This is a genomic window from Paraglaciecola hydrolytica (assembly GCF_001565895.1).
Classification (GTDB): domain Bacteria; phylum Pseudomonadota; class Gammaproteobacteria; order Enterobacterales; family Alteromonadaceae; genus Paraglaciecola; species Paraglaciecola hydrolytica.
The window spans coordinates 1-12,903 of record NZ_LSNE01000014.1; the positions used below are offsets into that span (position 1 = coordinate 1).

Here is a 12,903-nt window from a genome sequence, read left to right on the forward strand (position 1 = left end):
GCCGAAAACGAGCTGAAACTAAAAGCCACACGCGCCAAATCTGCCGCTAAATCCCTCTCTAAGTAGTCCGCCCTAACACAGCTAAAAGGCCTTTTTCGGTAAGTTCACATTACGCAAAAGGTCCCTTTAGCGATATGCAACATCAGGAGTTAAATATGTCCATTAGATATGTGGCTTACTTTCGGGTGAGCACTCAAAAACAAGGCCGTTCAGGACTGGGCCTCGATGCTCAGAAACAAGCGGTGAAAGACTTCTTGCAGCAGTTTGGCGGTGAACTAGTAACTGAGTATATGGAAGTCGAAAGCGGTAAACGCATCGACCGGCCCGAGTTCACCAAAGCTGCCGATTATGCTGAACTGGCCAATGCGACTTTATTGGTGGCCAAACTGGACAGGCTGTCGAGGGATTTGCACTTCGTCACCAGCCTGCAAAAGCGTGGCATAAGGTTCAAGTTGTGCGACCTGCCCGAGATTGACAACCTCACCATTCACATACTGGCCGCAATGGCCGAACATGAAGCAAGGATGATTTCAGTCAGAACCAAGCAGGCCATGACCGAAGCCAAACGCAGGGGGGTGGTGATGGGCAATCCACAACTTTCACTATTGAGAAATCGTGATGTCGGCAACGCCAATCAGCAACGGGTGCAAGCCCAACGGGTGTGGCAATCTAAAATCGTCAAGGTGATACAACATTTGGTGGAGATGGAGCAACTCGATACGTGTCAGGCAATTGCAGATGCATTAAATTCACGAGGGCTCACTACTCATCGAGGAAAAGCATTCTCAGTGCCGACTGTCAGTAAGCTTAGGAGGTCGATATGATAACCATTGCTACCGCCATGATAATAATAATATCTATCTTAATGGCTCTGAATGGTAAAGAAATGACGTATGTCGTTGCCATCCTCATGGTCTGCTATTGCTTCCCCTTATTGGCATTAATTGTCATCACTTGGGCCGTTCTGGCAAACCACTCTAACTAAGGACGTATCGTTATGAAAACTAGCCGAGATTTTTCGGAGGTATCTTTGCGTCTGGAGCAAGCCTATGCCAACTGCAAAGATGATGCTATGACACCGCAGGCGCAGTACGATTTGTATGAGTCCATCGCTATTCAGATATTGGACAGTGAGTTTGACGAGTATGAAGAAGGCGTATTGGAAGAGTTTTTAGTGGCGTTTTTAGAACGCAAGAGGGAGGAGTTGAATATCGAGGAATTCTAGCTTGCAAGTAGACCGATGATTTGCAATCTTGTAGCCAAGGACGGCATTTATTGAAAAAGGCAAAAAGTTGTGAGAAATACGCAAGACGCTACAGCAGGTATTATTGACCTATTCAACAATGAGGCCAGACAAACGGAGTACGATAAAATTTATGACTCGGGAACAAAAGAGGTTATCGTCTCTCAACTCAAAGCAAGATTGCTCTTACTTCGAGTGTTTAAGGGTTTATATTTCCCTCAGGAATCAATGCAATTTAATCTTGGGCAAAAATACAAGCTATTCAAGCAACTGAGGGAATCAGCTGTTTCTCAAGTTGACGACGCTTATTTAGTCAAACTGGCATTGGAATTTACTTATACTGTCCAAGGTGCCGATAGGCTTTGGGATGAAATCCCAAACAAAACTGTTATAGGTTTTGATGGTATTAATAAGTGTGCAATTATAGGAACAGGCGCAACGCATCCTACGGCCAATGAAATAATTAACCTCGGATCTGACCTAGAAAAAAGCAATGTAGTACTTGCCGAGGCGCTAGCAAGAACACCCAAAAAGCTTGCGGATGGCGACATCCTACTCAAGGTAAATATCAAGGCTAATCCTTTTGATGTGTTAAGAGGGGTTTATCAACTACTTTTGACACTGAGAGCTTCAGAGGAATCAAAAGAGGCAAATAGAAAAAATGTAATTAATACTGATAAACTTAAAGAAAATCGCTATTTAGAAATGTGCGACATACTGATATTTAACACTTTTTATAAGCATATTAGTGAGAAATATCACATTGAAACGCAAAACGAAAAAGTAAAACTTACAGAAATATACCACAACGATTTTATTAGTTTTTATAAAGACTGCTATGCAGTGAATGATATTATCAAAGCAACAATTGATCAAAAGTATGATGGTGAATTTTTGGAAATATACAGGAAAACTTTTATAAAAAATATCGAGCCTTGGATAGATGACAAAAACATATTTTTGAAGCAAATGTCTGAATTGAAAATTACGATGACATAGCCGAAGCAGACAAAACTTGTCGACGTTATATATATTCTGTCGGTATTTAAAAAAGAATTTATCAAAATAGAGCATAGCTAAAAAAATTACCCCAAAACAGCTGCCAAATCAACAACAGTTTTAAACCAAAGAGTGATTACAAAAGGGACTAACGGTATAAGCGCTAACCGATTGTGACGCAGCCACTATTATTATTGGTAAATTATCCCATATTTCTTACCACTCACTTTTGTAGACCTCCGTTACCTTTTGTCAGAATTTTAGACAGAGGGTAGCTATTTTGAACACAGAACAACCAATCCAACTGACCATTTTCACATCCGACGATGGTCCATTAAATAAATCATTTTTTCTTGAGCAAACCGGCCAAATCAAAAAAACGTCGAACGCATTTCTCAAAAGAGGAAAAGCAAAACGACACCATTTAGCCAATCTGGGCGATTTGGAATCACTAGTCTTGTCGTTGAATGACTGTCAATGCCTATCAACTGGTGCATTCAAATCGGAAGATGTCATGATTTCTTCCATACCGAACCAACCAAACACTTTGAAGCGCTCAAAAGACAACATGCATCAACCACCTGTTGCCCTCATACTCCTTGATTTTGATTACTGTGAAGATATGCCGCAAGACTGGAATGTCACCTCACCTGAAGACCTAATCTCTTTACTTCGGCAAAACGTTCCAGTGTTTCAGAACATCGAGTTCTTGGCGACGCCGAGCAGTTCTAGTTTGGTCCGCAAAATTGACTGCGATAATGAATCGTCCAAAAAAGGATTTCACTTGTATTTTGTCAGCGAGAATGCAGATCTGCATGCTCTTAAAGAATTTCTTGAAGTCAAATTGTGGAATGCTGGACTTGGCTATATCAAGCTGGCCAGAAATGGGGCGCTATTGCCAAGGACACTATTTGATTTATCAGTACTCAGTCAGGAGCGATTGATATTTGAAGCATTGCCTACTGTGGGTGATGGACTAGAACTACAAGAACGTCGTTGGTTTCATTCAGAGGGTGAACGCCTAACGCAGCTAACAGACTTATCAGAACAAGAAATAGAACAATTCAAAACAGTTGTGGATGCTGCAAAGGCTACCCCTGACGTTCAGCCTCGTTCAGAAACCCTAAAACAAAAATACTTGACGGATTTATCAGAGCAACAAGCTAAGCTTACCGGCTGCGATAGCAATGACATACTCAAAGAGTTGCAAGCCACCTATAAAAGCTTTGAATTCTCAAATCAAAATCTCGATAGTGACTTCATCATCGATACAGGTACTGAATACATCAGTGTTGAAGATCTTTTAGTTAGATTTGAAGAATTTGATAATAACGCACTTCCAGATCCCATCGAAGGAAGATCGTACGGAACAACGTGTGCCAAGTTCTACTACAATAAAGGTGAAAAACCTCTCATAAAATCCTTTGCTCATGGTCAAGACACTTTTTATTTTTTAACTAACAACAAAGCTGTATTACAAGTCATCCAAGCAAATGCGAACAGAGTCCCGGTAGAAATTTTTCCTGATATAAAAACGTCTCAAGGCTCAACTTCAATTCCTCCTACCATGCCAAATCTAGCGGCCATGCTTGACTATTACAAGATTCGTCTGTGGTATGACGAACTGTCTAAAAATGTGCAAATCGAGTTACCTTCTCATTTACCAAACAGAGACAACGCTCATGCTACCAAAATGGCCATCATAAGAAGCTTGGCTATATACAACAGCATCAACAACGCTGCACTAGATTCATTTATAGACGCACTTGCATGGCAACGTCCAGTTAACCCAGTAAGAGATGCTTTAGATAAAATCGCATGGGATGGTTCAGATCGTATATCCGAGCTGTTTTTAACCTTGAGGATTGCGGAGGGGTTTTCTTCTAAACTAGCGTTCACGCTATTAAAACGTTGGCTCATCAGCGTGGTTGCTTGTATGTATGAGGCAAATGGATTTCACTGTCGAGGCGTACTGACCTTCCAAGGCCCTCAGTCTATCGGCAAAACCGCCTGGATACGCAAGTTGTTACCTGTCTATTTGGCCAACTACATCAAAATCGATCATCATCTTGATGCAAGCAATAAGGATTCGATATTAATTGCACTCTCGCACCTTATAGTAGAAATCGGTGAGTTGGATAGCTCTTTTCGCAAAGATATTGCTCGTTTAAAAGGTTTTCTTACGGCAGACAGAGACAAAATTAGGCGACCATATGGCCGCTATCAAGATGACTATCAACGGCGCACTGTGTTTTGCGCCACGGTCAACCACGGCAATTTTTTAGTAGATGATACCGGAAACAGCCGTTGGTGGACCATTCCTGTCATCTCTATCGATTATGACCATAGAATTGATGTGTTGCAACTTTGGGCACAGGTACGCGACGAACTATATAAACAAAACGAAAAATGGTGGTTATCTCAAGACGAGGAAAAGGCGTTAAATGATTCTAATCTCAATTTTAGATCCGTTAGCACTATCCAAGATAAAGTGTTTAGTGATCTTGATTGGAATGCCCCCGAAGAAAAATGGAGTAAGCAAACCGCAACGCAAGTGCTTCAGGATTTAGGCTACGAAAGACCCAGCAATAATAATGCCCGAGAATGCGGTGCAGCACTTAGAGAGCGCCTCGGGGAGTCAAAGAAAATAGGCGGTAATCGAGTATGGCTATGTCCACCTACCAAAGTCCCAAAATTAGTAAATGATTGAAAAAATGCGCATAGGGGGTGGCCCGGGGCGCAACTGGACGCAAATTATTTTTGAGCGAAGATTTGCATGTAGAGATGCAGAATGAAAATTACCGTTTTTTCCGCCACCTCCGCCACTTCCGCCACTTTTTCTGAAAAACCCATACTAAACAATCACTTATAATGGTGGCGCAATGGTGGCGCAAAGTGGCGCATAAAGATCTCTTGGAGTTTGGAAATTTATTAAGCATTTTTTACCAATAGCAAACCATGCAGCTCAAGTAGAGTAGCTTCACATTAAGTCTATCAAGAAATTTTTGATAACACTTAGATGTAAATTTAACTTTAACTATTTAACTAAACCTTTTAGGAATAACAACAATGTGTAAAAAAACTTTAAATGAGTTATCTCAGATAGCTCGCATGAATGAAGATCAAGCCCTAACAATAATTCTTTCAACAAACTTTGCAGCGATTGTAAAAAACAAAGCCATGCCGCTTAGTGAAATGATTCCAAGCTCAATTTGGCAAAAGTATAGTCAAAGTCGGAGAGGGTTCATTGGCAAGGTATTTTGCCGCTTGCATAAAGAACTCGGGTTTAAATTCGGCGGAAAAGGTAAGTCCGGAACGACTAACTTGTATCTGCTAGTTAACTAAGTAGACAAATAAGGAGGATTGATATGCCTGTAGTACAACTTACTCAGGCTCTCACTCAGAGCCTACCGAAATGCCCCGAGGATAAAAGTCACATCGAATTATGCGACACTGCCGTTAAGGGACTATACGTCGAGGTCAGGGCTACCAGTCCTGGCATCGGCACCTATTACCTGCGCTACAAAGACGCTGCAGGTAAAACTTGCCATCAAAAGCTAGGAAGTACAACCGAAGTAAAGTTAACTGATGCCAAAGAGCGTGCCTTGCAATTAAAGGCCGAAATAAGCAATGGCAAAGACCCAAAGGAGGAAACGTTAAAAAAGAAATCTATACCAACATTTGCCGAGTTCTTTGAAGACAAATATCTACCATTTGTTAAGCAACATAAACGAACTTGGTCGAACGATGAACAAATGTATAACACTCATCTCAAGCGCGAATTTGGCCATTTGAAACTATCAGCCATCAAACGGGAAGCTGTTCAAAAATTCCACTCAGGGTTAAAACAACAGGATCTTACTGGCAGTACGTGTGACCACTATCTAAAGCTGATGCGCCATGCCCTTAATCTCGCCGTAGATTGGGACATTATCGAAAGCAATCAATTGGCTAGGGTGAAGCTGTTCAGAGAGTGTAATCAAATTGAACGCTACATGAATGATGTTGAGTTAGCCAGATTGCTTAAAGTGCTCCATACAGATGACAACAGGTCAGTAAGCAACCTTGCGTTATTCCTTTTGGCCACCGGTGCTCGCAGTAATGAAGCTCGGCAAGCTAAATGGGACGACATTGATGTGGTGAACCGCTTATGGAAAATCCCAGCAATTAACTCGAAGTCAAAGAAGATACGCAATGTACCTTTGAATGATGCCGCCCTTGAAGTACTGGCTACAGTGAACACGCTAGATGAGTTTGAATATGTATTTGTCAATCTCATAAGCGGTAAACCTTATGCTTGCGTTAAAAAGACTTGGCATCGACTAAGAGCCACTGCTGGCCTACCTAAGTTACGTCTACATGATCTGCGTCATCAGTATGCGTCTATGTTAGTTAATGCGGGGAGAAGTCTTTACGAAGTGCAGCAGCTACTTGGACACTCTGATCCGAAAGTAACAACCCGCTACGCCCATCTTGCACCAAGTACGCTGCAGCAGGCGGCCAATTCGGTGTCGCCGCGACTGGGCCAACCCTCGGGCTTCTGAGGGCACAATCTGGCGCCAGCGCTAGCCACTACCGGACTTTTGGGGGCCAAGGATGGCTACTCCCCTGCCCGGATTCAGCGTTCGAGAGTGGAAGACTGTAACGCACTTTAGCAAGGGGATTTAACACCTGTGTAACGTGGACGGGGAAGATCAGCACATCTACATGGGATCTTCTTCCTCTTTCATTCAACCTATCTATCCTGCAAAAAAAAACATCAGTCGGTCAGTTTTAACTTACCGTTGAGACTTGTCCGCATGCGCTCACTCATCCTGTTAAATAATGATAGCGCCCCGAAATAAATGCCGACAATATCCCCTAAAAGTTGGCCCCTGCCCTTGTCCTGTCTGCAAAGGTGGCTAAATTGGGCTGCACTCGCCCCCTCTGGGGTGGGTGGAGTCGCAGTTTTTTCGATTTTTTTTTGCAAACGACCGAGGCTGAAAAACTGGAATTCTGAAACTCTGAAATGGTCCGGTTTGAGCGATCACCCGCCGTTCGCTGATTTTGATTTAGTCGACTGTAGGTCCAAAGGAGACATTCCATCGGCTCTGACCCTCAGGTTGCTGCGGGTCATAGGGTATACTTACCTCACCAATCAGAGAAATTGCACCTCCGATCTTCTACCTATTTATCTCGGCGCACTGGGTGTCTTCATAATTTTGTTTTGTTCAGTGAAAGTCATTGTCGAGCACCAAGTCACGGCCATTGCCATCGCGTAAGATGACGCGTAAATGTAACATCTGGATATTTGCAGGATTCAAAGGCGACTGCAACAAGTAACCAGCGACCCTTGCTTTGGCGCACAGCCATTCAAACTCTCCGCTGAGTCGGCTCACCGGCTTGAGATCACCCACCTTGCATTCGCCTGCGTCAGATTTAATCTCTTTGAGTTGTCGAGCCCAGCGTTCTTGAGAGCGATCCAGAAAGAAATTGTCTGCAAAGGTCAAATTTGCGGTTTGGATATCACTCGAAGCATAGGCCTCGATAACGCCTTCATAAGCCTTCTGCATGCGAACATCGGCCGTGTACTGATGTGGGCTCTTGCCTAAGTCACTATTAATGAGCTTACGCGCAGCATCCCATACAGGTCCGAAGGCGTTGGCGTAAGTTTCGTTGGCGAAGCTGAATACTCCTAAACCTTTGTCTGGCATCATCACTACGTAGGAACCGAATCCTGGAAAACCGCCGCCGTGAGTTAACACTAACCCGGCATCACAATGCTTCTTTATGCCCAACCCCATAGAATATGCTGAACTCATGGTGCAGTCATTCTCGCTAACCATACCTGAGCCTTTGGACGCCCCAAGTAGAGAAACGCCATCGGTCACAGAGCGCACCACCCGCCGAGGAATGAGTGTTCTTTCGGGCCCATCGTGAGCTGGCCAAGATGCCAGCATCCAAGCGACAAACTTGCCGTAGTCTTCAACATTGGTCCATATCCCACCCAAAGGATCGAAAGAACCAGATTCAAGCACGGGTTCCTGTAGGTACTTACCATCCACCAAATTGTAAGCTCCAGCGCGCTGTGCCAAGGTCAATGTATTGAGATCAAGCGTAGTATTATTCATTTTTAGAGGTTTAAGCAGGCGGTTTTGAAGCTGCTCGGCAAAACTTCGGCCTGAGACGTTTTCGATGATTTTCCCAAGAACGACATAGCCTAGATTAGAGTATTCAGCGTGTTCACCAGGTGCGTAGGCAAAGGGCTCTGCCTTTGCAAGGAAGGCATTCAGCTCTTCATTCGTTCGAGCCATTTGGCGATCAGCCCAAGGATTGTCCGTAACGAACCCTGAAGTATGGTTCAATAAATCGCGAACCGTAATCTTACGTGAATCTGTGGTGGGGTAAGTCAGTGAAGCCAGCGCTTTCGCATAGGTCTCAGCGGGAGCATCCAAGTACAGCAGCCCTTGATCCTGCAGGTCGAGTACCAGCAATGCAGTCATCATCTTTGTCATGGAAGCGATTCGGAATGCTGTTTGATTGTCAGGGGCTGTCCCGTCCGGTAGTGTTCGCGAACCGAATCCACGGGAATGAACCAGGCCCTCATCGGTGACTACGCCGAAAACCAGTGAAGGCGCCTTAATGTCGAGACGGGCTTTTTCAAACAGCTCATCAAGTTCATTGAAAATCTTCTTTTGGGGTTCTTTCGATAGCGAAAGAGCACTGAATGAAAACAGTATTACGGCCGCTAAAATTGTATTCACAACACTCGTTACTTTTGAGTCAAAAGTTTTATCTTTCATGTGTCACTCCTGTGTTAAATTTTTTGATAATTTCAGCTAGTAAAAGTGCTTTCCGCTCTTCACTCTTGACCTTAGCCTAGCCCATTTAACGCTAAATTCACCAGACAAATGGATAGAGAACATAGCTGGCGAGCGGCTTTTTTTGGTTACTTTTTCTTAGCACATCACCTAACAGTCATTTTTTATGGTCTGTCAGGCTCCTTCGAGCGAATTGCCGCCGTTGGGCATATTCGATGTTTAATATGTTTTAGCTCTAAAGCGGACATTAACGCTTTTTATAAACGGCGCGCGTTTTTTGCGCGTCCAGTGGAGGCCGTTTTTTGGCCGTAATGATGTTTGATAAACTTGTTAGGTGCATAGGCCAAATCACTTGCAATTTATGCACAGTCATTCTGTTCCTTGTCTTTTTTAGAAGACTTTACATAGCCCAAAAGACAAATTGAAAAAACACTTACCAGCATAACAATCGAGACGGTATTCAAGTTTAAGTTACCAAATATAACTAAATCATTTGCTAACAAAGCCGCTGATGTTGCCATGCCAGCAACGTAACCGAATTTTGTGTTTCGTTTATCCATAAAACTTTCCTCTTTTAGAAGCACCTAACGCCCCAAGCAGGGGATTTTATGAGTGTTTTTCAGCGAGTAAAATTCCCGCTGACTTGGCTTGTTATACGCTACTACAAAGGCCATTTAAGACCAAAACTTTCAAAACTAGAATCAGAACCTTTGATGTTGCCTACCGATAGTGAAAGAACAAATTCGGCATTATTCAATGTTTCTAATTGATCACTTGCAACAGGTTGAATTCTTCCTAACCAATCGTTATCAATAATTGGGTGCGGCGGTTCTGAACGTTTAAAAATATATGAATTGTTTTCGAACACTAAAATACCAGTAAACAAAGCGACATCATCCTCTCCGTTTTCCGTTTCAGCCCACAAAAGTAAAGCTAATTTTTTATTAAGTGCTTCCATGTATATCCAGCGTATAACGCTTCAAAGCACGGGCGCGCGTTGTTTGCGCGTCTGTGTGGCTTTGTTTGTTAGCAGCCGCATAGTGCGCTGCCGTTTGATTAAATTGAATAGTTAACAAACTGTGACTTCCTTTTTGCACAAAGCTTACTATTTTTTTCTTCCGTTGTTTTTGCTCACTATTACTGCACCAACAAAGACGAAGAAAATAATTAAACCTGCCATAAGTGCTATATCGATTATTGTATCCATGCTCTTTCCTTACTTGGCCTGCTAACGCCCCAAGCAGGGGATTTTATGAGTGTTTTTCAGCGAGTAAAATTCCCGCTGACTTGGCTTGTTAGGAATGCCTTGTCTTACGACCATGACAGCTCCTTTGTAATGTTGTCACCAACGTAAAATTCGTTTACTTGTATATCGGCTATTGGAACAAGATTGCTATATTCCTCATTGAGGAAGTCAATCATTTCATCCAAACTCCAAGGCCCTAATGATGCCTTGTAATCAGGGTACTCTTTTTGAATTTGCATCCAATCATCATAATGTTTTTTTGACAACACAACATTGGTTTCTGTATAGATTAAATGTAGCTCCATTACTTCACTGGCTTCCTAACGCCCACGTTAAGGGGCTAAAAATTTGTTTGCTAAAATGTGTAGCGCAGCGAAACCAAGCAAACTGTTTTTAGTCCCGCTTGAACTGCTTGTTATAATTTTTTGTTGAATACTTCCTTGGCGCCTTTAACGCCCGATAATAACAACCTGTTATTGATAACGCACATTTCATGTTTTTGGATATCCAAAGGAATTCGAGAATCCTCAAATTGTAGCTTGAAGCATTCACCATTGTTCGAAATAGATATAATTGAATAAGGGGTATGAGTTGGTTTTCTCCCCTGAAGAAATCCAGAATACACATTTTCCGTTATTACTATTTCTGCGGGTTTCAAAATTGATGAGAACTCCTTAACTTCAGATTCTGTCATCTCTGAATTCTTAAAATTCCCTATAGTTTCTTGCTTATTAAAAATCCAATGCCCCAGTAAAGCATCTCTAGAGTTCAAAGGATTTTGGTCGTGGGCGTAGCTGCCACATGACATAAAAAACAAAATAAATAATACTTGAAACATCCTCTTCATTAATTTGATCCTAAAATTATAACGCTTAACATATGGGGATTTTAGGAGCGCTTTACCAGCGAGTAAAATTCCCACCATGATGTTTTTGTTAGAGGTCATTTTGCCCGATACTTGTTTTCAATAGGTAATTATCCGTCCCATCTTCTTTGAATGAAAAACTGAAAATCATCGAAGAAAACCTTAACTTATTTACTGTTATAGCAATTATGTTTATGCCGAATCGTCCAGGTGAGGCAACATGTAACTCAGATTCCAAAACAAACCCTGAGTCCGAATATAATCTATAGCTTGCTGATGATAATTTTGTATTTTTATACTTATCTGGCAAATCAAAAACGACTAAATATGTTTCCTCTTCAAAATCGATTCTATGTTCCGGATACTTTTTGATATCTATAGATATTCCAACAGAATCAAGCTCATCTAATTTGATTTCACTCTCTATCATTTCCGCTCCGGAAGCTGAAAAATTCACAAACCCAACAACTAAGAAAGCCCATCTAAAAAAGAACACCTTGACCTCTAACGCCCCTGGTAAGGCGCGAAAGTATGTTGGCGTGACTTTTGCGCTTTTTGCAAAAGGCATGACGACATGCTTTTGTCGCTCTTTACCGGATTGTTAGGCGGATACTCCTGTTGCACTTCAATCTTGATACTAGGCGACACTGTTTAATTTCCATGGAACACCATATTGATCTACGACTATTCCATAACAGGGAGACCAAAATGTTTTTTGAAGAGGAAAGAGGATCTTTCCTTTTTCTGAAAGTCCTTCAAAAGCTAGTCTCGTTTTATCTTCGTTTTCAAACGCTAGTAAAATGTAGAATCCTCTAGGAGGTTCATATTGCTCTGGCTGAATGTCGTCGCCCGCTATCTCAACACCAGCCAGCTGAATATTTGCATGAACTATTTTTGTCTGCCAGGTCGCAGGCACACTAGCAGCGGCTGGAGATTTGCCAAATGGAAGCATGGTGCCAATTTTCCCACCAAGGAGCTTTTCATATAACTCAAAGGCCTCTTGGCAACGTCCGTCAAAATGTACATGAATTGATAATCGCATTATTCCCTCAATTAGTTACGGCAATGCTCCGATTCACGCCTGCCGCCTAACGCCCCAATATGCCGACGAAACGAGCGCAGCGAGTTGAGGTCGGAATAATTGGTTTGTTATGTGCCATTGCTTATAAAACCTTTGATCTACCAAACAAAAGCCAGTTCACCTTTGATTGTTGAATACATTAAAAAGCTAGTAGCAATTAAGGCACAACCAAAAATCTTAGTCTGAATCTTACCAAGATTACCTTTTTTGCGCTTTGTGTACTTGCTGTTATCGTCTACCAGTCCATTTAGTTTTGTAGGGCCAACGGACAAAGTGAATTCGAGTTCATTTTTGGTTAGTACATAGAGGCCAATGATGAGGATAAGTAAGGCAACTAAATCGTATTCGTAAACTTCCATATTTTTAATATATCTCCATATTTCTGCTAATTTGGTGCATAAATTTTAAATCTTCTCGCTGGCACATAACGCCCCAATATGCCGACGAAAAGAGCGTAGCGAGTTGAGGTCGGAATAATTGGATTGTTATAAGCCATTTTCAATTAAGAAATCCTTTGCCCGCTTTGAAGTTAAAACCTTATCTTCAGTTGGGCTAATTGAAAAGAATACTTGCTCTCCTGTTAATTTGCATCCAGAACTGATCCACTTTACCCCCTAATTTGCATCGAAAACTGATCCACATATTTAATACCTCCTGCCGCCTCTAAGC

14 protein-coding genes are annotated in these 12,903 nt (G+C 42.2%); 6 read left to right on the forward strand and 8 right to left on the reverse strand.

All coding sequences use genetic code 11. The features are described from left to right. Positions 1 to 155 precede the first annotated feature (155 nt). The 6 genes from AX660_RS20055 (at position 156) to AX660_RS20080 (ending at position 6,786) form a co-directional block, all read left to right on the forward strand. Entirely contained in the window at positions 156 to 824 is a 669-nt protein-coding gene (locus AX660_RS20055; RefSeq protein ID WP_068381230.1) for a recombinase family protein, read from the forward strand. Between the two features lie 173 nt (positions 825 to 997). Continuing rightward, positions 998 to 1,225 carry a hypothetical protein gene (locus AX660_RS20060; RefSeq protein ID WP_068381233.1) on the forward strand — a complete coding sequence of 76 codons (228 nt, stop codon included), beginning with the start codon at positions 998 to 1,000 and terminating at the stop codon, positions 1,223 to 1,225. 69 nt (positions 1,226 to 1,294) lie between these two features. Continuing rightward, positions 1,295 to 2,242 carry a hypothetical protein gene (locus tag AX660_RS20065; RefSeq protein ID WP_068381236.1) on the forward strand — a complete coding sequence of 316 codons (948 nt, stop codon included), beginning with the start codon at positions 1,295 to 1,297 and terminating at the stop codon, positions 2,240 to 2,242. 280 nt (positions 2,243 to 2,522) lie between these two features. Further along, the gene (locus tag AX660_RS20070; protein WP_068381239.1) at positions 2,523 to 4,952 is read left to right on the forward strand and encodes a VapE domain-containing protein; all 2,430 of its coding nucleotides are present in this window, start codon (positions 2,523 to 2,525) and stop codon (positions 4,950 to 4,952) included. A gap of 359 nt (positions 4,953 to 5,311) precedes the next feature. Next, positions 5,312 to 5,587, forward strand: a complete 276-nt coding sequence (locus AX660_RS20075) for a hypothetical protein (RefSeq protein WP_068381242.1) — start codon at positions 5,312 to 5,314, stop codon at positions 5,585 to 5,587. A 23-nt stretch (positions 5,588 to 5,610) separates the two neighbouring features. Then, positions 5,611 to 6,786: a site-specific integrase gene (locus tag AX660_RS20080; protein WP_068381245.1), complete on the forward strand. Its 1,176-nt coding sequence runs from the start codon at positions 5,611 to 5,613 to the stop codon at positions 6,784 to 6,786. A gap of 666 nt (positions 6,787 to 7,452) precedes the next feature. Here the strand turns inward: AX660_RS20080 and AX660_RS20090 are convergent. The 8 genes from AX660_RS20090 to AX660_RS20125 form a co-directional block, all read right to left on the reverse strand. Beyond that, positions 7,453 to 9,024 carry a serine hydrolase domain-containing protein gene (locus AX660_RS20090; protein ID WP_068381252.1) on the reverse strand — a complete coding sequence of 524 codons (1,572 nt, stop codon included), beginning with the start codon at positions 9,022 to 9,024 and terminating at the stop codon, positions 7,453 to 7,455. 377 nt (positions 9,025 to 9,401) lie between these two features. Next, positions 9,402 to 9,602, reverse strand: a complete 201-nt coding sequence (locus AX660_RS20095) for a hypothetical protein (protein WP_068381255.1) — start codon at positions 9,600 to 9,602, stop codon at positions 9,402 to 9,404. A 101-nt stretch (positions 9,603 to 9,703) separates the two neighbouring features. Beyond that, positions 9,704 to 10,000 carry a hypothetical protein gene (locus AX660_RS20100; protein ID WP_068381258.1) on the reverse strand — a complete coding sequence of 99 codons (297 nt, stop codon included), beginning with the start codon at positions 9,998 to 10,000 and terminating at the stop codon, positions 9,704 to 9,706. Between the two features lie 353 nt (positions 10,001 to 10,353). Next, positions 10,354 to 10,593 (reverse strand): hypothetical protein, encoded by a 240-nt coding sequence (locus tag AX660_RS20105; protein ID WP_068381261.1) that lies wholly within the window; start codon positions 10,591 to 10,593, stop codon positions 10,354 to 10,356. A 110-nt stretch (positions 10,594 to 10,703) separates the two neighbouring features. After that, positions 10,704 to 11,234, reverse strand: a complete 531-nt coding sequence (locus AX660_RS20110; RefSeq protein ID WP_068381265.1) for a hypothetical protein — start codon at positions 11,232 to 11,234, stop codon at positions 10,704 to 10,706. Beyond that, positions 11,224 to 11,721, reverse strand: coding sequence for a hypothetical protein (locus AX660_RS20115; protein WP_068381268.1), 498 nt, complete (start codon positions 11,719 to 11,721; stop codon positions 11,224 to 11,226). Before AX660_RS20115 ends, AX660_RS20110 begins: the two co-directional genes overlap by 11 nt. Before the next feature lie 69 nt (positions 11,722 to 11,790). Continuing rightward, complete coding sequence (locus AX660_RS20120) at positions 11,791 to 12,195, reverse strand: VOC family protein (protein WP_068381271.1); 405 nt, start codon at positions 12,193 to 12,195, stop codon at positions 11,791 to 11,793. A 137-nt stretch (positions 12,196 to 12,332) separates the two neighbouring features. Beyond that, positions 12,333 to 12,593 carry a hypothetical protein gene (locus AX660_RS20125; protein ID WP_068381274.1) on the reverse strand — a complete coding sequence of 87 codons (261 nt, stop codon included), beginning with the start codon at positions 12,591 to 12,593 and terminating at the stop codon, positions 12,333 to 12,335. Positions 12,594 to 12,903: the final 310 nt, after the last annotated feature.

Coding starts and splice junctions, on each gene's coding strand:
- AX660_RS20055 (WP_068381230.1), top strand. CDS start 156: ATGTCCATTAGATATGTGGCTTACTTTCGGGTGAGCACTCAAAAACAA.
- AX660_RS20060 (WP_068381233.1), top strand. CDS start 998: ATGAAAACTAGCCGAGATTTTTCGGAGGTATCTTTGCGTCTGGAGCAA.
- AX660_RS20075 (WP_068381242.1), top strand. CDS start 5,312: ATGTGTAAAAAAACTTTAAATGAGTTATCTCAGATAGCTCGCATGAAT.
- AX660_RS20080 (WP_068381245.1), top strand. CDS start 5,611: ATGCCTGTAGTACAACTTACTCAGGCTCTCACTCAGAGCCTACCGAAA.
- AX660_RS20090 (WP_068381252.1), bottom strand. CDS start 9,024: ATGAAAGATAAAACTTTTGACTCAAAAGTAACGAGTGTTGTGAATACA.
- AX660_RS20095 (WP_068381255.1), bottom strand. CDS start 9,602: ATGGATAAACGAAACACAAAATTCGGTTACGTTGCTGGCATGGCAACA.
- AX660_RS20100 (WP_068381258.1), bottom strand. CDS start 10,000: ATGGAAGCACTTAATAAAAAATTAGCTTTACTTTTGTGGGCTGAAACG.
- AX660_RS20105 (WP_068381261.1), bottom strand. CDS start 10,593: ATGGAGCTACATTTAATCTATACAGAAACCAATGTTGTGTTGTCAAAA.
- AX660_RS20110 (WP_068381265.1), bottom strand. CDS start 11,234: ATGACCTCTAACAAAAACATCATGGTGGGAATTTTACTCGCTGGTAAA.
- AX660_RS20115 (WP_068381268.1), bottom strand. CDS start 11,721: ATGCCTTTTGCAAAAAGCGCAAAAGTCACGCCAACATACTTTCGCGCC.
- AX660_RS20120 (WP_068381271.1), bottom strand. CDS start 12,195: ATGCGATTATCAATTCATGTACATTTTGACGGACGTTGCCAAGAGGCC.
- AX660_RS20125 (WP_068381274.1), bottom strand. CDS start 12,593: ATGGAAGTTTACGAATACGATTTAGTTGCCTTACTTATCCTCATCATT.